The 25767-nt window shown below is 71.0% G+C and carries 21 protein-coding genes and 1 tRNA gene; 13 read left to right on the top strand and 9 right to left on the bottom strand.

Features of this window, described 5'->3' with window-relative positions; translation table 11 throughout:
- Window positions 1-250 precede the first annotated feature (250 nt).
- The 4 genes from QRN44_RS14955 to QRN44_RS14940 form a co-directional block, all read right to left on the bottom strand.
- Window positions 251-1018, bottom strand: a complete 768-nt coding sequence (locus QRN44_RS14955) for an LmeA family phospholipid-binding protein (protein WP_285039533.1) — start codon at window positions 1016-1018, stop codon at window positions 251-253.
- Between the two features lie 36 nt (window positions 1019-1054).
- Window positions 1055-1636 (bottom strand): hypothetical protein, encoded by a 582-nt coding sequence (locus tag QRN44_RS14950; protein WP_285039532.1) that lies wholly within the window; start codon window positions 1634-1636, stop codon window positions 1055-1057.
- A gap of 118 nt (window positions 1637-1754) precedes the next feature.
- Window positions 1755-3425, bottom strand: a complete 1671-nt coding sequence (locus tag QRN44_RS14945) for an arginine--tRNA ligase (RefSeq protein ID WP_079003965.1) — start codon at window positions 3423-3425, stop codon at window positions 1755-1757.
- Between the two features lie 59 nt (window positions 3426-3484).
- A complete protein-coding gene (locus tag QRN44_RS14940) occupies window positions 3485-4318 on the bottom strand; it encodes a transglutaminase-like domain-containing protein (protein ID WP_071262441.1) in 834 nt (277 codons plus the stop codon).
- Between the two features lie 90 nt (window positions 4319-4408).
- On the opposite strand from QRN44_RS14940, the gene QRN44_RS14935 reads away from it, so the two are divergent.
- Window positions 4409-4483, top strand: a tRNA-Arg gene (locus QRN44_RS14935).
- A 55-nt stretch (window positions 4484-4538) separates the two neighbouring features.
- On the top strand, window positions 4539-5207 hold the full coding sequence (locus tag QRN44_RS14930; RefSeq protein WP_285039531.1) for a 4'-phosphopantetheinyl transferase family protein: 669 nt from the start codon (window positions 4539-4541) through the stop codon (window positions 5205-5207).
- Between the two features lie 6 nt (window positions 5208-5213).
- On the opposite strand, the gene QRN44_RS14925 is transcribed toward QRN44_RS14930, so the two are convergent.
- Together QRN44_RS14925 and QRN44_RS14920 are read right to left on the bottom strand one after the other, a co-directional pair.
- Window positions 5214-6548, bottom strand: a complete 1335-nt coding sequence (locus QRN44_RS14925) for a M1 family metallopeptidase (RefSeq protein ID WP_285039530.1) — start codon at window positions 6546-6548, stop codon at window positions 5214-5216.
- Window positions 6548-10552 carry a Pls/PosA family non-ribosomal peptide synthetase gene (locus QRN44_RS14920; protein ID WP_285039529.1) on the bottom strand — a complete coding sequence of 1335 codons (4005 nt, stop codon included), beginning with the start codon at window positions 10550-10552 and terminating at the stop codon, window positions 6548-6550. Before QRN44_RS14920 ends, QRN44_RS14925 begins: the two co-directional genes overlap by 1 nt.
- A 159-nt stretch (window positions 10553-10711) precedes the next feature.
- Between QRN44_RS14920 and QRN44_RS14915 the strand changes: the two genes are divergently transcribed.
- Window positions 10712-12055 (top strand): aminotransferase class III-fold pyridoxal phosphate-dependent enzyme, encoded by a 1344-nt coding sequence (locus QRN44_RS14915; protein WP_436278727.1) that lies wholly within the window; start codon window positions 10712-10714, stop codon window positions 12053-12055.
- Between the two features lie 230 nt (window positions 12056-12285).
- Here QRN44_RS14915 and QRN44_RS14910 read toward each other — a convergent pair whose 3' ends face one another.
- Together QRN44_RS14910 and QRN44_RS14905 are read right to left on the bottom strand one after the other, a co-directional pair.
- A complete protein-coding gene (locus tag QRN44_RS14910; RefSeq protein WP_071262446.1) occupies window positions 12286-13116 on the bottom strand; it encodes a DUF3097 domain-containing protein in 831 nt (276 codons plus the stop codon).
- Window positions 13117-13235: 119 nt separating this feature from the next.
- Window positions 13236-13982 (bottom strand): gamma-glutamyl-gamma-aminobutyrate hydrolase family protein, encoded by a 747-nt coding sequence (locus QRN44_RS14905; protein ID WP_064295286.1) that lies wholly within the window; start codon window positions 13980-13982, stop codon window positions 13236-13238.
- Window positions 13983-14237: 255 nt separating this feature from the next.
- Between QRN44_RS14905 and QRN44_RS14900 the strand changes: the two genes are divergently transcribed.
- The 5 genes from QRN44_RS14900 (at window position 14238) to QRN44_RS14880 (ending at window position 19914) form a co-directional block, all read left to right on the top strand.
- Window positions 14238-16307 (top strand): TPM domain-containing protein, encoded by a 2070-nt coding sequence (locus tag QRN44_RS14900; RefSeq protein WP_285039527.1) that lies wholly within the window; start codon window positions 14238-14240, stop codon window positions 16305-16307.
- A gap of 74 nt (window positions 16308-16381) precedes the next feature.
- On the top strand, window positions 16382-17155 hold the full coding sequence (locus QRN44_RS14895) for a PspA/IM30 family protein (RefSeq protein WP_064295284.1): 774 nt from the start codon (window positions 16382-16384) through the stop codon (window positions 17153-17155).
- A gap of 79 nt (window positions 17156-17234) precedes the next feature.
- Window positions 17235-18095 (top strand): arginase family protein, encoded by an 861-nt coding sequence (locus QRN44_RS14890; RefSeq protein WP_285039526.1) that lies wholly within the window; start codon window positions 17235-17237, stop codon window positions 18093-18095.
- Window positions 18092-19507, top strand: a complete 1416-nt coding sequence (locus QRN44_RS14885; protein WP_285039525.1) for a dihydrolipoyl dehydrogenase family protein — start codon at window positions 18092-18094, stop codon at window positions 19505-19507. The genes QRN44_RS14890 and QRN44_RS14885 overlap by 4 nt, the downstream gene beginning before the upstream one ends.
- A gap of 65 nt (window positions 19508-19572) precedes the next feature.
- Window positions 19573-19914 (top strand): Fe-S oxidoreductase, encoded by a 342-nt coding sequence (locus QRN44_RS14880; protein ID WP_121292028.1) that lies wholly within the window; start codon window positions 19573-19575, stop codon window positions 19912-19914.
- A 46-nt stretch (window positions 19915-19960) separates the two neighbouring features.
- Here the strand turns inward: QRN44_RS14880 and QRN44_RS14875 are convergent, their stop codons facing one another.
- A complete protein-coding gene (locus QRN44_RS14875) occupies window positions 19961-20416 on the bottom strand; it encodes an SIP domain-containing protein (RefSeq protein ID WP_175117768.1) in 456 nt (151 codons plus the stop codon).
- A 273-nt stretch (window positions 20417-20689) separates the two neighbouring features.
- Between QRN44_RS14875 and QRN44_RS14870 the strand changes: the two genes are divergently transcribed.
- From QRN44_RS14870 to QRN44_RS14850, 5 genes are read left to right on the top strand one after another with little or no spacing between them, the layout of a single operon-like run.
- Window positions 20690-22198: an ABC transporter substrate-binding protein gene (locus tag QRN44_RS14870; RefSeq protein ID WP_071262450.1), complete on the top strand. Its 1509-nt coding sequence runs from the start codon at window positions 20690-20692 to the stop codon at window positions 22196-22198.
- Complete coding sequence (locus QRN44_RS14865) at window positions 22195-23154, top strand: ABC transporter permease (RefSeq protein ID WP_079002777.1); 960 nt, start codon at window positions 22195-22197, stop codon at window positions 23152-23154. The genes QRN44_RS14870 and QRN44_RS14865 overlap by 4 nt, the downstream gene beginning before the upstream one ends.
- Window positions 23151-24062, top strand: a complete 912-nt coding sequence (locus QRN44_RS14860; RefSeq protein WP_121291830.1) for an ABC transporter permease — start codon at window positions 23151-23153, stop codon at window positions 24060-24062. Before QRN44_RS14865 ends, QRN44_RS14860 begins: the two co-directional genes overlap by 4 nt.
- Window positions 24059-24847 carry an ATP-binding cassette domain-containing protein gene (locus tag QRN44_RS14855; protein ID WP_285039524.1) on the top strand — a complete coding sequence of 263 codons (789 nt, stop codon included), beginning with the start codon at window positions 24059-24061 and terminating at the stop codon, window positions 24845-24847. The genes QRN44_RS14860 and QRN44_RS14855 overlap by 4 nt, the downstream gene beginning before the upstream one ends.
- The gene (locus tag QRN44_RS14850; RefSeq protein WP_079002780.1) at window positions 24840-25625 is read left to right on the top strand and encodes an ABC transporter ATP-binding protein; all 786 of its coding nucleotides are present in this window, start codon (window positions 24840-24842) and stop codon (window positions 25623-25625) included. The genes QRN44_RS14855 and QRN44_RS14850 overlap by 8 nt, the downstream gene beginning before the upstream one ends.
- Window positions 25626-25767 lie beyond the last annotated feature (142 nt).

Below are 25767 nucleotides of genomic sequence, written 5' to 3'. Positions count from 1 at the left end.
AGCACCGATTTGCAGAGCACCGATGAAGGTGGATGCGCACGACCCGGTGGTTGGTGATCCCGGTCGTCCGCACCCATCGCCGCTCGGTTGGAACGACTGTGGTGGAACACGGGCCCGAGGGCCCGACGGCACACCTCACCGCCCGGTCGGAGCAGTGGGTGTGTGGAAAGTCTAGCGAGACGCGCGTGACCGTGCAGCATCGTGACGTCGGGCGGCCCGCTCCCCTCCCCCGCCGGGTGGCGGGTGAGGCTCAGTCGCAGCTGCCGAGCGTCTGCAGCGACGCCTCGTCGAGCCGGAGCGTCGTCGACGTCAGGGTGGCGGTCGCCGCCTCCGGCGTCACCGCGAGTCCATCGAGGTCGACCCCCTCTGGCAGGTACTGGGCGACGCAGATGCTCGGCGGGTCGCCCTGCAGGAAGCCGGTCACGAGCGCCCGCAGGTCGATGACGCCGAGGAGCCCGGTGTCGACGTTCACGGACGTCGGCATGAGGTTCACCCGGTCGGCCGTGGTGGTCGGCGCCACGGAGAAGTCGTACGGGATCGTGAACCCGAGGACGGTCGCCTCACCCGCGTACCCGATCTCTTCGGCGCCGAGGGTGAGCGTGCCAGGGAGCCCGGCCGTCTTGGCGAGGTCCGCCGCTCCTGCGGCATCGATCCTGATGGTCGCCACCACCCGACCGATGGTCTGCCTCGGGTCGAGGGGGACCCGGTCCGCGCTGACACGGAGATCCAGCGGGATGCCGTCGACGCTCGCGTCCGGAGCACGCAGGTCGACGTGCTCGAACGTTCCGGTGAGGTACTGGGCGATGACCGAGGCACCGCCGATCGACACGGAGACGTCCGCGTCGACGTTGTCGGGCAGGCTCTGCTCGATCTGCGTCGCGACGCGCTCCTCGGCGACGCCGCGCACGATCGTGTCGGCGATCAGGAACGCGCCGACGAGGACGACGAGCACCCCGACGACGATGACGATCGGAAGCCAGGGACGCCTGCGCTTGCCCGACGGTTGCTGCTCACTCATGTTCCGAGGGTAGCGAACCGTCGTCTCCGGGCCGTGTCAGCAGACCTGGTCGAGCTCGACCTCCGGCATGTCGAGCACCCTGCCACTGAATCGCTCCCAGTCGGCAGCCGAGGTGGGATACAAGGCCGCCAGTGTGAACCCTTCCAGCTCGGTGAGGTTGGAGTCCTCCAGGGAACTCCTCGTCAGGACGTCCGGTGAGATGAACGCCGCACGAACCGGGTCACCGGGGATGACGAACGCCGGCGCGACCGTCTTCCCGCCCTCGCCCCGGACGACGACGGAGAGTGCCCCGTCGATCTGCAGCGTGCTCGTGCCCACCTCCTCGAGCTCGATCTCGAACTGCGCGCACTGCACGGGAGGCGAGACGATGTTCTGGAGGTAGTCCATGGTGCCCACACTGCCGGCGCGCAGGCCATCGGGGAACTGCAGGCGGATCGAGACGCCGGACCCTTCCGTTCCGAACGGTGCGAACGCGCGGAGGTCCACGGCCGACGCGGAGGTCGCGCTCGGCGCCGCGGTGCCGGGAACGCCCGAGCCCTGGCCGACACAGCCGGAGAGCGACACGGCCGCCGCGATCACGACGACGACGAGGGACGGGCGGGACGTGAGGCTGCGCATCCTGTCACGCTACCGAAGGACTCGCCGCTCGGACAGCGCACACCGTAGATCGGAGCGAGCGCAGGACCGTTCCCGAGGAACCGTCCTGCGCTCGCGCGGATCTCCTGCTGCGGGGACGCTACATGCGCTCCGGCGCGGAGACGCCGAGGAGCGCCAGCCCGTTCCGGATGACGGTGCCGGTCGCGTCGTTCAGCCAGAGGCGCGTGCGGTGCAGGTCGGTGACCGGCTCCTCCCCCATCGGGACGACCCGGCAGCTGTCGTACCACTTGTGGTACAGACTCGCGGTCTCCTCCAGGTGCCGGGCGACGCGGTGCGGCTCGCGCAGCTGTGCGGCCTGCGCGACGATCCGCGGGAACTCCTGGAGGACGCCGAGGAGCGCCGACTCCGTCTCGTGGACGAGCAGCTCCGGTGCGAAGGCGCTGCGATCGACCCCGGCCGAAGCGGCGTTGCGCGCCACCGAGTTCGTGCGGGCGTGCGCGTACTGGACGTAGAACACGGGGTTGTCGTTCGTCCGGCTGCGGAGCTGCTCCGGGTCGAGGGCCAACGGCGAATCGGCCGGGTAGCGACCGAGCGAGTACCGCAGGGCGTCCGTCCCGATCCAGGCCTGCAGGTCGTCCAGCTCGATGATGTTGCCGGCCCGCTTGGAGAGCCGGGCGCCGTTCACGCTCACGAGCTGCCCGATGAGCACCTCGATGTCGCGGTCCGGGTCGTCTCCGGCCGCGCCCGCGAGCGCCTTCAGCCGGTGGACGTAGCCGTGGTGGTCGGCACCGAGCAGGTAGATCTTGTGCTGGAAGCCGCGGTCGCCCTTGTTCAGGTAGTACGCGGCGTCGGCGGCGAAGTAGGTGTAGACGCCGTTGGAGCGACGGATGACGCGGTTCTTGTCGTCGCCGAAGTCCGTCGTGCGCACCCAGACGGCGCCCTCCTCGTCGAACACGTGCCCCTGCTCGCGCAACCGGTCCACGGCCTGGTCGATGAGGCTCGTGCCGTCCTCGCCCGTCGCGTGCAGCGTGCGCTCGCTGAACCAGACGTCGAAGTGGACGTTGAAGCGCTCGAGGGACGCGCGGATCTCACCGAGCTGCAGGGCGTAGGCGCGTTCCCGCGCGACCTCGCGGGCGTCCGGACGCTCGAGGAGGTCGGGGATCTCGGTCAGCACGGTCTTCGCGAGGTCGCCGATGTACGCCCCGGGATAGCCGCCCTCCGGCGTCGGCTCCCCCTTGGCCGCGGCGAGGATCGAGTCCGCGAACGTGTCCATCTGGTTGCCGGCGTCGTTGATGTAGTACTCGCTGACGAGCGTCGCGCCGGACGCGCTCAGGACGCGGGCCAGGGAGTCGCCGAGCGCGGCCCAGCGCGTGTGGCCGATGTGGAGCGGGCCGGTCGGGTTGGCCGAGACGAACTCGATGTTGATGGTCTGACCGGCGAGGCTGTCGTTGCGGCCGAACGCGTCGCCGGCGTCGACGATCACCTTCGCGAGCGCACCCGCGGCAGCGGCGTCGAGGCGCACGTTGATGAACCCAGGACCCGCGACCTCGACCGAGGCGACACCGTCGACCTGCACGAGCGCGTCGGCGAACTCCTGCGCGAGTTCGCGCGGGTTCGCGCCCACCCGCTTCGCGAGCTTCATCGCGATGTTGCAGGCCCAGTCGCCGTGATCGCGGTTCTTCGGCCGCTCCAGCACCACGTCGTCGACCGACACCGCGACCTCGTCGGTGATACCCGCCGCCTCGCGTCGTCGTTCGACGATCGGAACGACGATGGCGTGCAGGGCGGAGGCGAGGTCTTCAGGAGTCACGAGGAGCGATTCTACCCGGGCGCGTCGCAGCAGCGACACGGTGGTCCTCGGGGTGACCGTCAGGCGAGCACGACCGCCTGCGCCGGGTCGTCGGCGGGCAGGACGTCGATCAGGGCGTCGATCCGCATGTCTTCGACGGTCACGTTGCCGTGGTGGTTGCTCAACCAGGCCACGTCCGCCGCGTCGCGTCCGGTGGCGATGCGGACGAGGGACTGGCGCGGTGCCAGACCCGTCGCGTCGACCACATGCCAGGCGCCGTCGACGAAGCCCTCGGCGACCGCGTGGAAGTCCATGGGCACGAGACCCGGGGCGTAGACCGCGGCGTACCGGGCCGGGATGTCGAGCGCCCGCAGCATCGCAATGGTCAGGTGTGCGAAGTCCCGGCACACGCCACGCCCCGCGGCCAGGGTCGACACCGCACTGTCCGACACGGTCGTGGAGCCGGAGACGTAGGAGAGGTGTCGTCCGACCCAGGCCGCCACCCATGGCAGCACCTGCAGACCGCCGGAGACCGTGCCGTCCTCGTGCAGACGACGGTGCTCGAGCAGGTAACCGAGCTCGGAACGCGCGAGCGAGAACAGCGCGTCCGACTCGCAGTACCGGCTGGGACGGAGGTACGTCACCGTCTCCAAGGCGTCCACGGGACGCGGCACGGCCTGCCCGACGACCACCGCCTCGTAGTCGACCTGCAATCGGCCGGGCTCGGCGATGACCCGGTGGAGTCGTGTGTCGTCCGGACCCGCGATCTCGGTCACGGCGCACGGGCCGTCCGAGGAGTGCACCTGCAGTCGCTCGCTCGCCAGCGGGGTGCCGCCGGCTGCAGCGATGGAGAAGATGAGGTCGGCTCGATCATGCACCCGCAGATCGAGCGACGCGGTCAGGGTGCGCTGCATGTCCTCATTGTTCCACGCGATGGGCGACACCGAGCCCGCACGCCTCCGGTACCGGCGTGGGTCCCGACTCTGGTAGCTTGGAGGTGTTCCGCCTTCGTAGCTCAGCGGAAGAGCGCTTCCCTCCGGAGGAAGAAGTCGCTGGTTCGAATCCAGTCGAGGGCACCATCACCATCTCGCGAGGTCCTGCTTCGCATCGCTCCGACTCCGGGACGCGGGGGCCATGCACCGAGCCGATCCCCTGCCGCAGCCGACGGTCCGCCTCCTGCGCTGGGCCAGCGCCGTCGAGCTCGACCTCGCCGGCACGGCCGCCCTGCTGGACGCGCCCGCCCGAGACCGCCTGGACACCTCCTCCGCGACCTCGGCCCGGCGGTTCCTGTTCGGTCGTGCACTGCTCCTGCGCACCGTCGCGGAGACGATCGGTACCGACTCCGAGCGGATCGAGGTCACGGCGGTCTGCCCGGACTGCGGTCTCGCGCACGGACGACCACGGGTGCGCGCGGAAGGCCGGACCGTCCACGTGAGCGTCTCCCACACCGCCGACGCCTCAGCGGTGGCGGTGTCGACCGAGCACCCCGTCGGTGTCGACGTCGAACGGATCGACGCGGCCCGGTTCACCGGGGTCGAGGACGTCGCCCTCACCCCCGCGGAACGGGAGCAGTGGCAGCGGCTGCCGGACCGACGACGCCTGCGGGCGCTCGCCGAGCGCTGGACGGCGAAGGAGGCCGTGACGAAGGCTCTCGGTACGGGCCTCACGACCGATCCCGCGACGATCGACCTCGGGCCGGATGCCGGACCGCGCGTCACCGAGACCGCCGGCCACCACTTCGTCATCGACCACCCGGAGCGTGCGCCGGGATTCGTCGTCGCGACGGCCCTCATGCTCCCCTGACCCGGTTCAGCCGACGGGGAACGGCGGGAGCGCCTCCTGGAACAGCCACGCGTCGAGGAGCGGCTCGACCGGAGCCGGCGCATGTCGATCGGCCGTCCGGACGAAGTCGTCCGTCGACACGCTCGAGTGCCGGAAAGACGCCACCCAGTCACGCAGGAGGTCGAAGAAGGCCTCGTCGCCGAGCAGCCGGCGTACGGCGTGGAGGGCGATCGCGCCCCGCTTGTAGACCCGGTCGTCGAACATGTCCGCGGGTCCCGGATCGCCGACGACGAGGTCCTGCGGTGCACGTCGGAGCGCCGCGTAGTGCGCCCGGGCACAGGCGTCGGCGCTCTCGGCCCCGGACTCCTCCGACCACAGCCACTCGGCGTAGCAGGCGAAGCCCTCATGCAACCAGATGTCGCGCCAGGTGGCGATCGTCAGGCTGTTCCCGAACCACTGGTGGGCGAGCTCGTGCGCGATCAACCGCTCCGAACCGCTGACGCCGTCGACGTGGTTGCGGCCGAACACGCTCATCCCCTGCGCCTCGAGCGGGATCTCCAGCACGTCGTCCGTGACGACGACGCCGTAGCTGCCGAAGGGGTAGGGCCCGAAGGCGCGCTCGAAGCACGCCAGCATGTCGACCTGCTCGGCGAAGTCGTGCCGGAACCGCGCGGTGAGGTCGCGTGGCAGGTGTGCGACGACGGGCACCGTGCTCGTCGCGACCCGAGCGCTGACGGCGAGCCGCTGGTACCGGCCGATCTGCACCGTCGCGAGGTAGGCGGCCATCGGTTCGGGCTGCTCGTAGACCCACGTGGTCCGGCTCGCGCGGGCGACCCGCGACACCAGCTCCCCGGGGGCGACGACCGTGTACGCCGACGACGCCGTGACACTGATCCGATAGGACGACTTGTCCGAGGGGTGGTCGTTGCAGGGGAACCAACTGGACGCACCGCACGGCTGGGACGCCACGATGACGCCGTCCTCGAGTTCCTCCCAGCCGATCTCGCCCCAGGGGCTGCGCACGGGACGGGGCGCACCCGAGTACCGGACGAGCACGGAGAACTCGGCGCCGGCCGCGATGGTGTTCCGGGGCGTCAGCGTGAGCTTGCCCGAGCCGTGCGTCCGCTTCGCCTCGGCCCCGTCGACCTGGACACGGGTGACGCGCAGCGCGGCGAGGTCGAGCGAGAACCGTGTGAGCTCCTCCGTCGCGACGGCGGTGAGCCGAGCCGTGGCGGACAGGGCGTTGCGGTCGACGTCGTAGTCGAGCTCCAGCTCGTACCGGACGACGCGGTAGCCACGATTCCCGCTGGAGGGCGTGTAGGGGTCGCCTGCGCTCCGCAGACGGGCGAGAGCCTCCCCCATCAGGACGCGACCTGGGGCTCCCGGTACTCCGCCGTCGTCACCTCGCGCCACGGGCCGATCGGGTTGCCGCTCCACCGGGTGCCGGCCGGGACGCGTTCGCCGCGCATGACGAGCGAGGCCGGTCCGACCGTCGCATCGTCGTCGATCCGCGCCCCGGGAAGGATGACGCTGTGCGGCCCGAGCGTGGCGCCCGATGCGAGTTCGACCTGATCCATACTCATGATTCGATCATGGAACAGGTGCGTTTGCACAACGCAGCCCCGGTTGACCGTCGCGCCGTCGCCGAGTCGGACGAGGTCGGCCTCCGGCAGCCAGTAGCTCTCGCACCAGACCCCACGACCGATGCGGGCGCCGAGCGAGCGCAACCACCAGGTGAGGGCGGGGGTACCGGTGGCGGGTGCCGCGAACCAGGGCGCCGCGACCATCTCGACGAAGGTGTCGGACACCTCGTTGCGCCAGATGAACGAGGACCAGAGCGGGTGCTCCCCCGTGCGGATCGGTCCGACGATCACCCACTTGGCGACGGTCGTGATCCCCGCCGCGACCGCGCCGGCCGCCAGGAGCACGGCTCCGCTGACGGCGATCGCGACACCGAGACCCCAGGTGTCGGCGAACCAGGCGAGCGCGAGGAGCACCAGGAGCGCGATGCCGGTCGTCACCATGACCGGGACGATGCGGCAGAGCTCCCACAGTGCGCGGGCGACCCGGAGCCGGAGCGGCGGATCGTAGGTCCGGTCGAGATCGGCGTCGGACACCTGCCGCCGGAGTCGCATCGGTGGGCTCCCGAGCCAGGACGAGCCGGTCTTGGCCTTCCGCGGTGCGGCCGACAGCACGGCGACGAGCCCGTTCTTCGGCACGTGCATGCCGGGGCCCGCCATGCCGGAGTTGCCGAGGAAGGCGCGCTTGCCGACGGACGCACCGGCGATCCGCATCCACCCGCCGCCGAGCTCGTAGGAGGCCACCATCGTGTCGTCCGCGAGGAACGCGCCGTCGCCGACGGTCGTCATCCGCGGGAGGAGGAGCACCGTCGAGGCCTCCACGTTGCGCCCGACCTTCGCCCCGAGCAGGCGGAGCCAGACGGGCGTGAAGAGGCTGGCGTAGAGCGGGAAGAGGAGGGTGCGCGCGGCGTCCAGGAGCCGCTCCGTGGCCCACACCTGCCAACCGACCCGACTGCGCACCGGGAAGTAGCCCTCGCTGAGACCGAGGCCGAGCAGCCGGACCAGGCCGATCGTGCTGATCGCCAGGACCACGAACCACACGAGGGTGGCGACGGGCACCCAGAGGAGCGCGCGCCAGGAGAAGTCGAGCAGGCTGGTCGCGCCGGATGCGCCCGCCGCCACGACCGCCGCCGCCAGCACGAAGGCGAGGAACGGCAGCACCGACAGCAGCGCCGATCCCGCGCCGTACGCGAACAGCCAGCGTCGGCGACGCGGGGGCCGCTCGGTCGGCCAGACCGGTTTCGCCTTGCCGACGCGGACGGCGGGCGACCCCGACCACAGGTGTCCGGAGGGGACACGGCCGAAGACGGAGGATCCTGGAGCGATCTCCGCACGCTTGCCGATCCGGGTGCCGGCGAGCAGGGTGCTGCGAGCGCCGACCGTGCTCTCCGCGCCGATGTGGACGTGACCGAGTCGGAGCGTGTCGCCGTCGACCCAGTAGCCGCGGAGGTCGACCTCGGGCTCGATCGATGCGCGTGCCCCGACGGTGAGGAACCCGGTGACGGGCGGCACGCTGTGGAGGTCCGCGTCGGCACCGATCTTCGCGCCGAGCGCCCTGGCGTAGCTCGAGATCCACGGGGCACCGGCGAGACTCACCGCGCCGACCGTGTCGGCGACGCGTTCGGCGAGCCAGAGCCGCACATGGACCGAGCCGCCGCGCGGGTAGTCGCCCGGGCGGACGCCGACGAGGAGGAGCTTCGCCGCGACGACGGAGATCGCCATGCGTCCGATCGGGGTGATGACCACGAGGAACCCGAGGGCGATCCACCACCAGGAGACCATGGGGAGGTACGGGACGTCCGCGACGAGGCCGAGGACCCGACTGCCGGCGAGCAGGTACACGAGCCACCGGAGTCCGACGAGGATGAGGAGCGGGACACCCAGGAGGGTCTGTGCCCACTGGGTCGCGAGCGGCGTCGGGAGCACGGGGTCCGCGACGGCCGCCCGACTGCGACGCTCGGGGCGTCGGCCGTCGAGTTCGGCGGCCATCGCGCCGAGTCGGGGGTGGCCGTAGATGTCGGCGACGGTGAACTCGGCATCGCGGGTGCGGATGAGCGAGACGAGCTGCGCGGCCGCCAGGCTCCCGCCGCCCAGGCTGAAGAAGTTGTCGCTCTCGGCCGTGACCCGGACCCCGAGGACGGCCGTCCACTGCTCGGCGAGCCACGCGGCGGTGCCCGACAGGGTCGAGGCGTCCTCCCCGTCGGCGGCGTCGAGCGGCCACGGCAGCGCGGCTCGGTCGACCTTGCCGGAGGTGCGGGTGGGCAGCTCGCCGACGACCGCGAGGAGCGGGACGAGCGGTGCCGGGAGCTGCTCACGGAGGGTGTCGAGCGCCCGCTCGAGGGAGAACCCGTCGCGGTCGGGCACCGCGAGGTACCCCACGAGGACGGCGTTCCCGGCGGCGGTGCGCTGGACGGCTGCTGCCGCACCTGAGACGCCCGGCAGCGCCTGCAGGGCGGCCTCGATCTCCCCGAGTTCCACGCGCCGACCGCCGATCTTCACCTGATCGTCCGCGCGCCCCTGGAACACGAGTCCTGCGGCCTCGTAGCGGACGAGGTCGCCGCTCCGGTACGCCCGCGACCACCCGATGCTCGGCATGGGCGCATACCGTTCGGCGTCCTTGGCTGGGTCCAGGTACCGGGCGAGTCCGACGCCGCCGATGATGAGTTCGCCGACGCCGCCCTCCTCGACCGGGACGCCCTCGGCGTCGACCACGGCGAGGTCCCACCCGTCGAGTGGCAGCCCGATCCGCACGGGCTGCTCGCCGGTCAGCAGCGCGGCGCAAGCGACGACGGTGGCCTCGGTCGGTCCGTAGGTGTTCCAGACCTCTCGGCCGTCCACGGCCAGCCGCGCGGCGAGCTCCGGCGGGCAGGCCTCGCCGCCGAAGATGAGCATGCGGATGTTCTCGAGGGATTCGGCGGGCCACATCGCCGCCAGCGTCGGCACCGTCGACACGACGGTGATGCCCTTCGCGGTGAGCCAGGGTCCGAGGTCCATCCCGCTGCGGACGAGCGAGCGCGGCGCCGGGACCAGGCATGCGCCGTGTCCCCAGGCGAGCCACATCTCCTCGCAGGACGCGTCGAAGGCGACGGACAGGCCGGCCAACACACGATCACCGGGGCCGAGCGGTTCCGCCTGGAGGAAGATCCGCGCCTCGGCGTCGACGAACGCGGCGGCAGAGCGGTGCGAGACAGCGACGCCCTTCGGCGTGCCCGTCGAGCCGGAGGTGAAGATGATCCAGGAGTCGTCGCCCGGTCGCGGTGGTTCGAGGACCGGGATCGCCCGGGTGCCCGGGTGGGGTGCCGCGCCCGTCGCGAGTTGCACCCGGTCGGGGTCGGCGTCGTCATCGGCCGGGTCCTCCGTTCCGCGGCGCGAGCGCTCGAAGACACCGCCGTCGACCAGCACGCCGACGACGGCCGCCTCACCGAACACGAGTCGTGCCCGCTCCTCCGGGTCGTCGGCGTCGACGGGGACGTAGGCCGCTCCGGTGAACAGGATCCCGAGGATCCCGAGGTAGAGGTCGCGGGTGCCCGAGGCGATCCGGACACCGACCCGGTCGCCGCGGCAGACCCCGGCGGCGAACAGCCCGGCCGCGACCCGCTCGGCACTGAGGACGAGCTCGCGGTAGCTGAGCGCGCCCTCCGCGTCCTCGATCGCCGAGGCCTCGGGATGCGACTCGGCGACGTCACGGAGGACGTCGAGGAGGGTGCGTTCGGCCGGTGCGCGCACGCCACCGAGCAGCACGGACTGCCGCTCGATGAGGAGGGCGGTGCTGGTGTCGGCGTCCATACGCGATCCCCTGTCGTCCGGCTGTTCAGCGCCGCCAACGGTAGGCAGCGCGCATGGACGGTTGGTGAACACCAGTCAACCGCCAGATGTCGTGGAATCGTCGGCGACGCTCCGCCGACCCCCGGCATCCTCGGAGGACGCGCGCCTACCATGGCTTGCATGACCATCGACTACTCCGTGCCCCAGGAACGCCAGCTCGTGACCGCCATCCCCGGCCCCCGATCGCTCGCACTCACGGAACGGCGCCGCCGGGCGGTGTCGCGCGGTGCCGGCAACCTCGCGCCGGTGTGGATGGACCACGGCTCCGGCGGCATCCTCGTGGACGTCGACGGCAACCACATCATCGACCTCGGAACGGGCATCGGTGTGACGACCATCGGACACGCCAACCCCGACGTCGCCGCGGCAGCAGCCGAGCAGGCCACGAAGCTCACGCACACGCTCTTCACCGTGACGCCGTACGAGAACTACCTGCGGGTCGCGGAGAAGCTGTCCGAGATCACGCCGGGCGACTTCGAGAAGCGATCGATCCTCCTGAACTCCGGCGCCGAGGCCGTCGAGAACGCCGTGAAGATCGCGAAGAAGTACACCGGACGTCGCGCGATCGTCGCCCTCGACCACGCCTTCCACGGACGCACGAACCTGACGATGGCGATGACCTACCGGCCGGCGCCCGAGCGCCTCGGGTTCGGTCCGTTCCCCGGCGAGATCTACAGCGTCCCGCTCTCCTACCCCTTCCGCGACGGACTCGACGGACCGGCGGCCGCCGAAGTGACGATCGACTACATCGAGCGGCACATCGGTGCGAGTGAGGTCGCCGCGTTCTTCGCCGAACCGGTCCTCGGCGACGGCGGCATCGTCATCCCCGCGCCCGGCTACTTCGCGCGCATCAGCGAATGGTGCACCGAGAACGGGATCGTGTTCGTCGCCGACGAGATCCAGGCCGGCATCGGACGCACCGGCGCCTGGTACTCGATCGAGCACCACGGTGTCGTGCCCGATCTCATCACGAGCGCCAAGGGCATCGCCGGCGGCTTCCCACTGTCGGCCGTGACCGGGCGCGCCGAGATCATGGACGCCGTCCAGCCCGGTGGCATCGGCGGCACCTTCGGCGGCAACCCGGTGTCCACGGCGGCCGCGCTCGCGACGTTCGAGGTCATCGAGCGCGAGGACCTGTTGGGCGAGGCCCATCGGGTGGAGGCGACCTTGCGATCGCTCATGGGTGACTGGGCCGAACGCTTCGACATCGTCGGCGAGGTCCGGATCATCGGTGCGATGGCCGGCGTCGAGTTCGTCGTCCCCGGCACGAAGCAACCGCACCCCACGGCACTGCAGACCGTCATCGACGCGGCGATCGCCCAGGGTGTGCTCGTGCTCGACGCCGGCTCCTGGGACTCGGTGCTGCGACTCCTTCCGAGCGCGGTCATGTCCGACGAGCTCCTCCGCGACGCGGTGTCCGTCCTCGAGGACGCCCTGGGTCAGGTCGCCAGCGCGGTGCGCTGACGCGAGCGCGGGTCTCTGCGCACGGAACTCACCGGCCAGCGCGGTGCGCTGACGCGAGCGCGGGTCTCTGCGCGCTGGGGCCTTCCGCCAACGCGGTGCGCTCACGCGAACCCGCCCGAATCGGCGCGGGCGCGGCCCGCGCGCGTGAGCGCGGGTCTCCAGAGGGGCGCGCTCGCGGCTGTGCCCCGCGGTGACGTCAGCGCACCGCGCTGGCGCAACCGATGAACGGGTCAGTCGACGGTGACGAAGTCGATGAGCTGCTCGACGCGACCGAGGAGCTCCGGCTCGAGGTCGTTGAAGGTCCGGACCTGACCGAGGATGCGCTTCCAGGCACGGGCGATGTCGGCCTGCGAGTCGTGCGGCCAGCCGAACGCCTGGCAGATGCCCTTCTTCCACTCGATGGAGCGAGGGATGGTCGGCCACTCGCGCAGACCGACCCTGGCGGGCTTCACGGCCTGCCAGACGTCGACGTACGGGTGCCCGACGATGAGGACGTTCCGGCCGTTCGGTCCGGCCATGACGGCGTCGGCGATCCGCTGCTCCTTCGAGCCGGGGACCAGATGGTCGACGAGCACGCCGACACGACGGTCGGGGCCCGGCCGGAACTCGGCGAGCGCGGCGTCGAGGTGGTCGACGCCCGCGAGGTATTCGACGACGACGCCCTCCACGCGGAGGTCGTCGCCCCAGACCCGCTCGACGAGTTCCGCGTCGTGGCGGCCCTCGACGAAGATCCGGCTCGCGCGAGCCACTCGAGCGGTCGTCTCCACCGCGAAGGAGCCGGAAGCGGTGCGCGCCCGCCCGGTCGGTGCACGCTTCGGCACGACGAGGACGACGGGCTCACCCTCGAGGAGGAACCCCGCCCCCATCGGGAACACGCGCCGCTTGCCGCGGTAGTCCTCGAGCTCGACCGTCTTCGCCTCGACGCGCGTGATCGCGCCGCAGAAGCCGCCGAGTTCCTCGACCACGAGGTCGGTCACCGCCTCGACCTCGCGGGCCACCACGCGGTTCTTCTTCCGCCAGTCCCCCGCGAGGACGTCCTGACCGTACCTGTCTTCGAACACCCGTCAACGCTACGACAGCACCGTTCACAACTCAGGATCACCGCGGCGTGGCGGCGGCACCTGCCGCCTCGGGCCGACGACACTCCGAGATCGTCCTGAATTGCGAACCGCGCCGGTACTCAGGCTGCGGCGCGCTCGGCCTCACGGGCGAGACCGCCGAGCAGGAGCCCGAGCTGGTCGTCCACGGTGCCCGGGTCCTCCGGGTGCCACTGCACGCCCGTGATCGGCAGGGTGCGGTGCTCGATCGCCTCGACGGTGCCGTCGGAGGCCCAGGCGACGGCACGCAGACCCTCGCCGAGCTCGCCGACCGACTGGTGGTGGGCGCTCTGCACCTGGAGGTGACGGGCGCCGAGTCGGAACGCGAGGGCGCTCGAGGGGTCGAGCTCGACCTCGTGCGGGGTCATGCTCTCATCGACCGGGACGCCCTCGTTGCGGTGGGCGCTGTGCTCACCGAGGTCCTGCACGAGCGTCCCGCCGAGGGCGACGTTGATGATCTGGTGACCGCGGCAGATCCCGAGCAGCGGCGTGCCACGCTCGGCGGCGCGACGGGCGACCGCCAGCTGGGCGCGGTCGGCCTCGGGGAAGTGCTGGCCCTCGGCGCGGTAGCCGGTGGTGCCGCCGTACTGGGCGGGATCGATGTCGGCTCCGCCCATGATGACGACGGCGGAGGCCCCGTCGGTCGAGGCGAGGAGCGCATCGGTGCCGAGGTCGTGCGCGGCCAACCGGGTCACGCGCCAGCCTGCCCGTTCGGCGGCGGCGATGGTCCGTCCGACGAGGATCTGCACGTACTCGTGGTACGCCTGGTCGTCCTCACGGAACCTGGTGACCTCGACGAGCGCCAGCATGGGTGAGACGTGTCCTTGCATGATGCTCCTTCCAGGCGTTCCGTGAGGTGACTCCACCAGTCTCACCGGGCGGATGCCCTCGCGCGAGCTACCGCGTCACGGTCGGTAACAGAGTCCCGGTGGGCGTCAGTGGAGCCCGGTCACCGCCGTATAGCACAGCTGTGGTTCGGCAGGCTCGCTGGGAGCCCGCTGTAGAGATGTCGAGGGCCCGGACCTAGACTCGGAACCGAGCCGCGGGGTGGGGCTCCATGGTCCGAACGAGTGACGAGGTGGCCGATGCGGGTTCGCTGGGCGGTATCGATCTGGGCCTGCTGCGTGGCCGTGCTCCTCGGAGTGGGAGCCATCACCGCCTGGGCGGAGACCCCGGTGCAGCTCGGGGCCGGGCGCGTGTCCGACAGCGCAGGTGTCCTCAGCAGCGGCGAGGTCACCGAGATCACGACGGCCGTCGACGAGCTGGCCGCGGATCACGGCGTCGACCTCTGGGTGGTCTACGTGCCGACCTTCACCGACCCGAGTGACGCCGAGTCCTGGGCGAACCAGACCGCGAAGGACAACAACCTCGGACCGAACCAGTACCTGCTGGCCGTGGCGACCGAGGACCGCGCCTACTACCTCTCCGGCGACTCCAGCGGACCGGTGAGCGGTGACCAGCTGACCGAGATCGAGCAGCAGCGGATCCTGCCGCAGCTGCGTGATGACGACTGGACCGGCGCCGGCGTCGCTGCCGCCGAAGGCCTGGGTGCCGCCGTCGGCGGCGGGTCGATCGGGGGCACCGGTAGCGGATCAGGTGGCTCGACCGGGTGGCTGACCATCCTGCTGATCGTGGTCGTCGCTGTCGTGGCCGTCGTCATCCTGGTCGTCTTCCTCCGCCGGCGCCGCGCTGCGAACGGCGACGGCGCGGTGACCGCGGGCCGGCAGGGGGCGCCGGTCGACCCGCTGACCATCGCCCCGATCCCCGAGCTCGAACGACTCGCCGGCAGTGCGCTCGTCCAGACCGACGACGCGGTCCGGACGAGCGAGGAGGAGCTCGGCTTCGCGACCGCCTCCTACGGCGAACCGGCCACGGCCGCGTTCACCGCTGCCCTCGCCGGAGCGAAGGACGACCTCTCGCAGGCCTTCGCACTCAAGCAGCGGCTCGACGACGCCGAGCCGGACACGGAGGAGCAACAGCGCGACTGGAACCTCCAGATCATCCGGCTCTGCGAGCACGCGAACCACGTACTCGACGAACAGGCCGCCTCGTTCGACGAGCTCCGCGCGCTCGAGAAGAACGCGCCCGCGGCGGTCGAGGAGCTGCGAGCCAGGGCGGCCGCAGCCGGACCGACGGTGACGGCCGCGCAAGACGCGGTGCACGCCCTGCAGACGCGCTACAGCCCCGACGCCCTCATCACCGTGATCGACAACCCGGCGGAGGCGACCGAGCGACTCGCCTTCGCCACTGCGGCGATCTCGGACGCAGCTGCGCGGCTCGCCGCCGGAGACTCGGGCGAGGCCGCCGTCGGCATCCGCGCCGCGGAGGAAGCGCTCGACCAGGCCACCCAGCTCACCGTGGCCGTGAAGCGGCTGCAGGCGGATCTGACGACCGCCGAGCAGCACCTCGCCGCCAGACTGGCCGAATTGGACGGGGACGTCGCCGCGGCGGGCGGCCAATCCGACCCGACCGGCACCCTCGCCGCAGCGGTCGCGAGCACCACCGCGACGGTCTCCCAGGTGCGCGGCGCGCTCGGCGCACCGAACAACCCGATCGCCCTCCTCGCCCGCCTGGATGCGGCGAACACGCAGATCGACGGTGCTCTCCAGGGAGTGCGCACCGCGGCGGAGCAGCGACAACGCGCCGCGGCCGCCCTCGGACAGACCCTGCAGACGGCGGGCGCGCAGGTGTCGGCTGCAGAGGACTTCATCGTCTCGCGGCGCGGAGCCGTCGGCCCGGAGGCCCGGACGCGCCTCGCCGAGGCCGGCCGAACCCTCGTGCAGGCCCAGGGCCTCGCCGCCACCGACCCGACGCAGGCGCTCCCCCTCGCCCAGCGCGCCAACTCGCTCGCGAGCCAAGCGGTGCAGCTCGCCCAGGCCGACCTCGGGCAGTTCCAGAGCCAGTCGGCGGGCGGACTCGGCGGCATGTTCGGCGGCGGCCAGGGTCAGCAGGGCGGCAACGGGATGCTCGGTGCGGTCCTCGGCGGCATCCTGATCAACTCCGTCCTCGGCGGCGGGTCCCGTTCCGGCGGCGGCATGTTCGGCGGCGGCGGATCGAGCGGCGGCATGTTCGGCGGCGGCTCCGGTCGCTCACGCAGCGCCGGCAGCTTCGGTGGCGGCGGCACCCGATCCCGACGCGGCGGCGGTCGCTTCTGATCCGCTGCACCACCCATCTCATCACCAGACACCGACCGACACGACCCAGCAGGACACGAGAGAGGAACCACACCATGGCAGAGAAGCAGTCCATCTTCGGACGCATCGCCCAGCTGACCAAGGCCAACATCAACGCGCTGCTCGACTCCGCCGAGGACCCGCAGAAGATGCTCGACCAGATGGTCCGGGACTACACGAACTCGATCGCCGACGCCGAGAGCGCGATCGCCGAGACGATCGGCAACCTCCGGCTCCTCGAGCAGGACCACCAGCAGGACGTCGAGGCGGCCTCCGAGTGGGGCACCAAGGCGCTGGCCGCGAGTCGCAAGGCCGACGAATACCGTCAGGCGGGCAACGCCGCAGACGCCGACAAGTTCGACAACCTCGCGAAGATCGCGCTCCAGCGCCAGATCGGCGCCGAGAACGAGGCCAAGCAGGCCGAGCCGCAGCTGGCGTCCCAGACGAAGGTCGTCGAGCAGCTGAAGAACGGCCTCAACGGCATGAAGACGAAGCTCGAGCAGCTGAAGACGAAGCGCAGCGAGCTGGTCGCCCGGGCCAAGACCGCCGAGGCGCAGCGCAAGGTCGCGGACGCGGTCGGCAGCATCGACATCATGGATCCGACGAGCGACCTCAGCCGCTACGAGGACAAGATCCGTCGCGAGGAGGCGAAGGTGCTCGGCCAGCAGGAGCTCGCCGCCTCGAGTCTCGACGCGCAGTTCAACGACCTCGAGGACCTCGGCGAGCTGACCGAGGTCGAGGCCCGCCTCGCCGCGCTGAAGGGCGGCGGTTCCGCGTCGCCCGCGATCGAGTCCTCCGGCCCCGAATACACCCCCAACGCCGGCCAGTAGTGCCGATCCGACGGGCCCTCGGGACAGCCCGAGGGCCCGTCGCCCTCGCCCCCTCGCACCATCTCCAGGAAGGCACCGCATGACGAAGTTCGTCGTCGTCCCCCAGTGGCAGGGCTCCGGCTCATCCAGGGCCATGCAGTTGATCGATGGAGCCGAGGCGATCCGTGGCGACCTGCCCACGGCGGCCACGACACTCGTCCACGTGCCGACCGAGGCCGGCGAGGCCCTCGACACCGACATCCGGCGCGCCAGTTCCCTCGTGACGACCGCGGAACTCCAACGTCAGGCACTCGTCGGGATCGACGAGCCCGTCATTACCATCGGTGGGGACTGCGGCGTCGAACTCGCTTCGGTCGGTGAGGCCCTCCGACGCGACCCCGGCATCGCCGTCGTCTGGTTCGACGCCCATGGCGACCTCAACACCCCGCTCAGCTCGCCGTCCGGGTCGTTCAGCGGCATGGTCGCCCGGGCACTGACCGGCGAAGGCGCCGCGATGCTCCTGCCCGAGGCCCCGCTCGATCCCGCCCGGCTCGTCCTCGTGGGGGTGCGCGACCTCGATGACGGTGAACTCGCCCACATCGAGGAGCGTGGCATCCCCATGGTCTCCTCGGTGATGACGAGCGCCGCCGAGGTGGTCGCGGCCGTCGAGGCGACGGGCGCCGACCGCGTCTACCTGCACGTGGACGTCGACGTCCTCGACCCCGCGGTCATCGCCGGCGTCAGCTCGGCCGTTCCCTTCGGTCTCGAACTCGGCACCCTGCTCGACTGCATCACCACCCTCCGGGCACGGTTCGGCTTCGCCGGGGCCGGGGTCACGGGCTTCTCGCCCGGCTCCCCCGACGCCGCAGCCGACGACCTCGGCACCATCCTCCGCATCATCGGCGCGATCAGTCGCGAACCGAAACCCGACAGCATCAACCCGACAGGAGTCACCCCATGAGCCGTACCGTCGATCTCGTCGTCATCGGAGCCGGACCCGTCGGCGAGAACGTCGCCGACTACGCCCACAAGGGCGGTCTGAGCGTCGTCATCGTCGAGAGCGAACTGGTCGGCGGTGAGTGCTCCTACTGGGCCTGCATGCCGTCCAAGGCCCTCATCCGCTCGGGAGCCGCCCTGCGGGCCGCCAAGCGCACGGGGGGAGCCATCCCCGAGGACACCGCGCTCGATCCGCTCAAGGTCCTCGCGCGACGGGACTCGTTCACGAGCGACTGGTCGGACGACGGCCAGGTCGAGTGGCTCGAGGGCGCCGGCATCGAGCTGGTGCGTGGGCACGGTCGCCTGACCGGCGAGCGCGAGGTCACCGTGACGGCCGCCAACGGCTCGACGACGGTGCTCACGGCGACGCACGCCGTCGCGGTCTGCACCGGCTCCGCGGCGCTCCTTCCCGACATCCCCGGGCTGTCGGCGGTGGAGCCGTGGACGAGCCGCGAGGCCACGAGCGTCCAGACCCTGCCGGAGTCCGTCGCCTTCCTCGGTGGCGGCGTCGTCGCCGTCGAGCTCGCGACCGCCTACCGCTCGCTCGGGGTCGACGTCACGCTCGTCGCCCGCAGCGGCCTGCTCGGCAACACCGAGCCGTTCGCCGGCGAGCTCGTCGAGTCCTCCCTGCGTGAACTCGGCGTGACGATCGTGCACGCCTCCCCCACCGCCGTCTCCCGGGCCGCCGACGGCGCCGTCACGCTCGAGTTCGACGACCGGGACGCGGTGACGACGGCGGAACTCGTCGTGGCCACCGGCCGGACGCCCCGGACGGACGACGTCGGGCTCGAGACCGTCGGCCTGGAACCGGGTGCCTGGATCGAGGTCGACGATCAGCTCCTCGCTCACGGCAGCGACTGGCTCTACGCCGTCGGCGACGTCAACCACCGGGCGCTCCTGACGCACCAGGGCAAGTACCAGGCACGCGCCGCTGGAGCGGTCATCGCAGCACGGGCGAACGGCGAGGACGTCGACACCAGCCCGTGGAGCGACCACGCGGCGACCGCCGACCACCGTGCCGTGCCGCAGGTCATCTTCTCCGAGCCCGAGGTCGCAGCCGTCGGACTCACGGCCGCGCAGGCCGAGGCGGCGGGGATCGCCCACCGGGTGGTCGACTACGACCTCGGTGGCATCGCGGGCTCGAGCCTCCACGCCGACGGCTACACCGGGCAGGCGAGGATGGTCGTCGACGAGGAGCGCGGCGTGATCATCGGGATGACCTTCGTGGGTCAGGACGTCGCCGAACTCGTTCACGCCGCGACGATCGCCGTCGTCGGTGAGGTGCCGCTGCACCGCCTCTGGCACGCGGTGCCGTCCTACCCGACGATGAGCGAGATCTGGCTGCGACTCCTCGAGACCTACCGGAGCGGTGCGTGACCCGTCCCGGCGACGTCGACGAACCGCGGAGCCGTCGTTCCGGCGGCCCGTGGCTCGACTCGCCCATGAGCCGGATCGGGTACTGGTACGCCACGCTCACCGGGCTCGTCTGGGGCGCACTCTGGAGCACCGGCCCGGTCGAACGGCGGGGCGGGATGATCGTCTTCCGCGGGATGCCGTCGTGGACGTTCGGCCGAGGTGGCTCATGCGTCGGCGGGGTGTACCTCACCGACCGGAACGTGTCGACCCGGGTGCTCGAACACGAGGCGGTGCACAAACGGCAGTGGCAGCGGTACGGCATGCTCTTCCCGCTGATGTACGCGATCGCCGGTCGTGATCCGCTCCGGAACCGGTTCGAGATCGAAGCCGGGCTCGAAGCGGGAGGCTACCTGCCGAAGCGCCGCTGACGAGCGTCGCGGCGTCTGTGCGGTGCCGTGCCGGAGCGGGGGCGTGTCAGTGCGATGCGCGCTCGACCGAGCTCGAGCGCTGACGCGCACCGATGCTCGCCAGGGTCATCCTGAGGTCGTTCCGGAGGCCCGTGAGGTGCTCCGTCTCGCCGCCGATCCACACGTGGTAGTCGGCCGCATCGTGTCCGTCGACGTCGAGCATCTCGCTCGCCCAGGCCCGCGTCGCTCGCGCGACGGCCTGACCGCGTGCGCACCGGCTGCCCGTTCCGGGTTCCCCCGAACGCGCTGCGCGGACGAGCCACGTCACGACGACGCGTCCCGGCGAGTCGAGGGTGGTGATCGACGCGGCGTCGTCGACCTCGACGAACACCTGACCGCGGGCGCAGATGGGGAGCAGCGCGAGGACGTCGGCCAGCTCGCCGACCGACGACTCGTCGCCCGCGAGCAGCACGTGGCGTGCGTCCGCGACGGCGAACTCCGCCGGATCCTCGAAATAGCTCACGCGATCAGTATAGGCGAGCCTAAGCTCACTTCGATCCCCTGCGCAGGGTCTTCCAAGGCGACGCAGCACATCACGATCCGATCACTCTGTGACGCCCCCTGACACCGTGGCTGGCACCACACACGTCGACTGGGTACGCTCGCTGGAGCCCCAGCGATGCGGCTTTCCGGACGCGGTCCAGTATTCACGCGGCCCAGGCGGGAATGCCCGCTGCCCGGAACCGGTTGTGCGTCTCCAGATGCCGGCCACTCCAGCATCCCCGAAAGGACCTCCATGCGTCATCGTCAGCTGCGTCGTCAGCTCCTCACCGCCGCGATCGCGGTCACCGGCGCCGCCCTCGTCCTCACCGGCTGCGCAGGCCCGGCCGCGACGCCGACGCCCGACGCCGACGCGACCCTGCGGGTCGGGCTCGTCCTGGAGCCCTCCGACCTCAACATCCGCACCACCTCGGGCGCCGCGCTCGATCAGATCCTCATCGACAACGTCTACCAGGGCCTCGTGTCCCGCACCGAGGACAACCAGATCGTCGACACGCTCGCCAAGAGCCATGACATCAGCGCCGACGGTCTCACCTACACCTTCGTCCTCCGCGACGGCGTGACCTTCCACGACGGCGCCGCCCTGACCGCGGCCGACGTCGTCGACTCCATCACCCAGGTGCAGCAGGACCCGACCTTCGTCGACAACGTGGCGCTCCAGAAGGTCGCCTCGATCACGGCCGTCGACGACTCGACCGTGCAGTTGCAGCTCACCTCGCCCGACTCCAACCTGTTGTGGACCCTGACCGGTCGCGCAGGACTCGTGCTGGAGTCGGGCGCCACCAACGACCTGTCGACGACCGCCAACGGCACCGGGCCGTTCACCCTGAAGACCTGGAAGCAGGGCGACAGCATCACCTTCGACCGGAACGCGAAGTACTGGGGCGACGCTCCGAAGGTCAAGGAGGTCGTCTTCAGCTACATCCCCGACGCCTCCTCCGCCGTCAACGCCACCCTCGCCGGCGAACTGGACGTGCAGACGGCGCTCGACGCGAACCTCAAGGACCAGATCACCCGCGCCGACGGGTTCAGCATCACCGAAGGCAAGACGACCGACAAGTACACCCTCGCCTTCAACAACCAGCGCGCTCCCCTGAACGACCCCCTCGTCCGGCAGGCGCTCCGCTCCGCCATCGACCACGCCGCGATCGTCGAGGCCGTCGGCGGCGCCGCGGTCGAGCAGTACGGGCCGATCCCCGAGCTCGACCCGGGCTACGAGAACCTCAGCGAGCTGGTGAAGTACGACCCGGACCAGGCGAAGGCGCTGCTCGCCCAGGCCGGCCAGGAGAACCTGTCGCTGACGCTCACGATCCCGAGCTTCTACGGCACCTCGGTGGCCAACGTCCTCGTGTCCGAGTTCAAGGCCATCGGCGTCACCCTCACCGTGAAGAGCGTCGAGTTCCCGACCTGGCTCAACGACGTCTACACGAACAAGGACTACGACCTCAGCTATGTGAACCACGTCGAGGCGCGCGACTTCCAGAACTGGGCGAACCCGAACTACTACTTCGGCTACGACAACGCGCAGGTCCAGTCGCTCTATGCTGAATCCGTAGCGGCGACCGACCCGGCCGTCGCAGCCCAGAAGCTCAAGGAGGCGGCGTACCTCGTGTCGAAGGACAACGCCGCCGACTGGCTCTACACCGCGATCACCCTCACGGTGGTGCGCGACGGCGTGACCGGCTTCCCCGTGGACTCGGTCAACTCGCGCATCAACCTGGCGAAGGTCGCCGTGACCGGGTGACCCGCTTCATCCTGACGAGGCTGGTGCTCCTCCTCGTCGGGCTGCTCGCCGCGAGCGCCCTGATCTTCTTCACCATCAGGGTGCTGCCGGGCGACGTCGCCCAGGTCATCGCCGGAACGGACGCGACGCCCGAAGCGGTCGCCGCGATCCGCGAACAGTTGGGACTCGGCCAGCCCGTCCTCCTGCAGTACCTCGACTGGATCGGCGGGTTGCTCCGCGGCGATCTCGGGAACTCGCTCATCACGGGCACCCCCGTCGCCAGCGAACTCGCCCAGAAGGCGCAGGTCACCGTCCCGCTCGGCATCATGGCGCTCGTGATCGCGCTCGCGTTCAGCGTGCCGCTCGGGGTGTTGGCCGCCGTCCGGCGTACCCGCGCGACGGGCGTCGTCATCTCCTTCGCGTCACAGGGGCTCGCCGCCGTCCCGGTCGTCTGGGCCGGCATGATGCTCGTGCTCCTCTTCGCCGTCGTGCTCGGTTGGCTCCCGGCGCAGGGCTTCCCGCGCGCGGGCTGGAACGATCCGCTGGCGGCGATCCGCGCCCTCCTCCTCCCGGCACTCACGATCGGCGTCGTCGAGGGCGCGGTCCTGCTGCGCTTCGTCCGTTCCGCCGCCCTCGACGCGATCGGCCAGGACTACGTCCGGACGGCGGCGGCCAAGGGGCTGACCCGTTCGCAGGCACTCATCCGCCATGGGCTGCCGAACGTGGCCCTCTCGGTCGTCACCGTGCTCGGGCTCCAGATCGCCGGGCTCATCGTCGGCAGCGTCATCATCGAACAGCTCTTCACCTTGCCCGGCATCGGGCGCATGCTCGTCGCCGACGTCGGCAACCGCGACCTCGTGAAAGTGCAGGGCGAGCTCCTCGTCCTCACCGGGGTGGTCCTCGTGATCGGTGCCGTCGTGGACGTCGTCCACCGTCTCGCGGACCCGCGACTCCGAGAACGGGAGCGCAGCGCATGACCGCTCGTCAGGATCACCCGCTTCGGCGCGCGGGATCAGGCGGACTCCGCACCCTCGTGTCCGGCCCGGCCGGCGTGTTCGGGCTCGTCGTGGTCACCCTGCTCCTGCTGAGCGCCGGCGTCTCCTTCCTCTGGACGCCGTACGACCCCCAGCTCACCGACCCGTTCGCGAAGTGGCTGGCTCCGTCGCCGGCCCATCTGCTCGGCACGGACGAGGTCGGACGCGACATCTTCAGCCTGCTGCTCGTCGGTGCGCGAGTGACCGTGGCCGTCGCGATCGGTTCCGCAGTGGTCTCGACGGTCATCGGGGTCGCCCTCGCCGCCCTCGGTTCACTCACGCGGCGCTGGGTCCGGGAGACCGTCGCGGTGCTGATCGACATCCTCATCGCGTTCCCGACCCTCCTGATCGCCATGATGATCGCCTCGGTCTTCGGTGGCTCGCTGTGGGTCGTCATCTGGGCGGTGGGCATCAGCTTCGGCGTGAACATCGCCCGGGTGACCCGCCCCGAGATCCGCCGGGTCTCGCACAGCGAGTACGTGCTCGCCGGCAAGGCCGCCGGTCTCGGGCCGGTGAGGAACCTGACACGACATCTCCTGCCGAACGTCGCACCGGTGTTCATCGTCCAGCTGTCGTGGTCGATGGCGGTCGCGGTCCTCGCCGAGGCGGGCCTGTCGTACCTCGGCTACGGCGCCCCCTCCAGCGTCCCCTCGTGGGGTCGCATGCTCAGTGAGCTGCAGACCTACCTCGCCGTGCACCCGCTGTCGGTGCTGTGGCCGGGGCTCGCCATTACCATCACCGTCCTCGCCCTCAACCTGCTGGGTGACGCCCTGCGGGATGCGACCGATCCGACCCTCGGTCGCCGAGGACCCGCCTCGACCCCCACCTCGCCCCAGGGGGTGACCGCATGAGTCTCGACGTCCAGGACCTCGTGGTCACGCTCGGCGGCCGCCGGGTCGTCGACGGCGTGAGCTTCAGCGTGCCGGCGGGCGCACGGTTCGGCCTCATCGGCGAGTCCGGATCCGGGAAGTCGCTGACGGCGCTGGCGATCCTCGGACTCCTCCCCGACGGCGCTTCGGTGAGCGGCAGCATCCGCTGGCAGGGCGAGGAACTCCTCGGCCGTGACGACCGCGAACTCGCGCGGATCCGCGGGCGTGAGATCGGGATCGTGTTCCAGGAGCCTCGGACGGCGCTCAACCCGATCCGCACCATCGGACGTCAGATCGGCGAGTCACTGCGCATCCACGAGGGGCTGTCGAAACGGGAAGCGCTCGACCGGGCCGTCGAACTCGCCGCGCGGGTCCGTCTGCCCGACCCCGAGCGCATCGTCCGGCGGTACCCGCACCAGCTGTCCGGCGGGCAACGCCAGCGGGTCGCGGCCGCCATCGCCCTCGCCTGCCGACCCTCCCTGCTCATCGCGGACGAACCGACCACGGCGCTCGACGTCACCATACAGTCGGAGATCCTGGGCCTCTTCGAACGTCTCGTGAGCGAGACCGGGGCGTCGCTCGTCTTCATCACCCACGACCTCGCGGTCCTCTCGCGGATCGCCAGTGACGCCGTGGTGCTCGCGCAGGGGAAGGTCGTCGAGGCCGGGCCCGTCGCACAGCTGCTCTCGACACCGGTGTCGCCCGTGACGCAGCGGCTGTTGGCCGCCGCGAAGACCATGAGCTGGAAGGGCCAGGACGATGACTGAGCCGCTGCTCCACGCCCAGGGGCTCGGACGGGTCTACACCAACCCGCGGGAGTCGCTCTTCCAGCGCCCGAGCCGCACTGTCGCGCTCCACCCGAGCGACCTCGTCGTGGCTCCCGGTGAGGCCGTCGGCATCATCGGTGAATCGGGGTCGGGCAAGTCGACGCTCGTCCGCCTCCTGCTCGCGCTCGACGCCCCGAGCTCCGGCACGGTCGAGTTCGACGGCCGTCCGGTCAGCGCCGCGGCGAGCGCCAGGAGTCTGCACTGGTTCCGTCGCCAGACGGGCGTGGTGTTCCAGGACCCGTACGCGTCGCTCGACCCGCGGATGAGTATCGGGCGGATCGTCGCCGAGCCGCTCTCCGCGCTCGGGATCGACGGCGACCACCGTTCCAAGGTGCGCGCGGTACTCCGGCTCGTCGGTCTCGACGCCGACGCGGCCGACCGCTTCCCGCACGAGTTCTCCGGTGGTCAGCGCCAGCGCATCGCCCTCTCGCGAGCGATCGTGCACCGCCCTCGCCTCCTCGTCGGCGACGAACCCCTCAGCGCGCTCGACGTCACCGTCCGCGCGCAGATCCTCGAGTTGCTCGGCGGGCTGCGGCAGGAGCTCGGGCTCGCGATCGTGCTCGTCTCGCACGACATCGGCGTGGTGCAGCATCTCTGCGACCGGGTCGTCGTCATGCGCGACGGATCGATCGTCGAGGAGGGTCCGGTCGCCAAGGTCCTCAGTCGGCCCTCGCACCCGTACACGACCCAGCTGCTCGCCTCGGTCCCCCGCCTCTGACGCCGCCCAGCTCCCGAGCCACCGTCTCGGTCCCTGAGCCACCATCCCCCGGTCCCTGAGCCACCATCTCCGGTCCCTCAGACACCATCCGGTCCCTCAGACACCATCCGGTCCCTCAGACACCATCCGGTCCCTCAGACAC

Origin of the sequence: Plantibacter sp. lyk4-40-MEA-4, from assembly GCF_030209415.1 — a bacterium.
Classification (GTDB): domain Bacteria; phylum Actinomycetota; class Actinomycetes; order Actinomycetales; family Microbacteriaceae; genus Plantibacter; species Plantibacter flavus_A.
The sequence above is the reverse complement of the archived record's forward strand: the minus strand, read 5'-3'. Positions and strand labels throughout refer to the sequence as shown.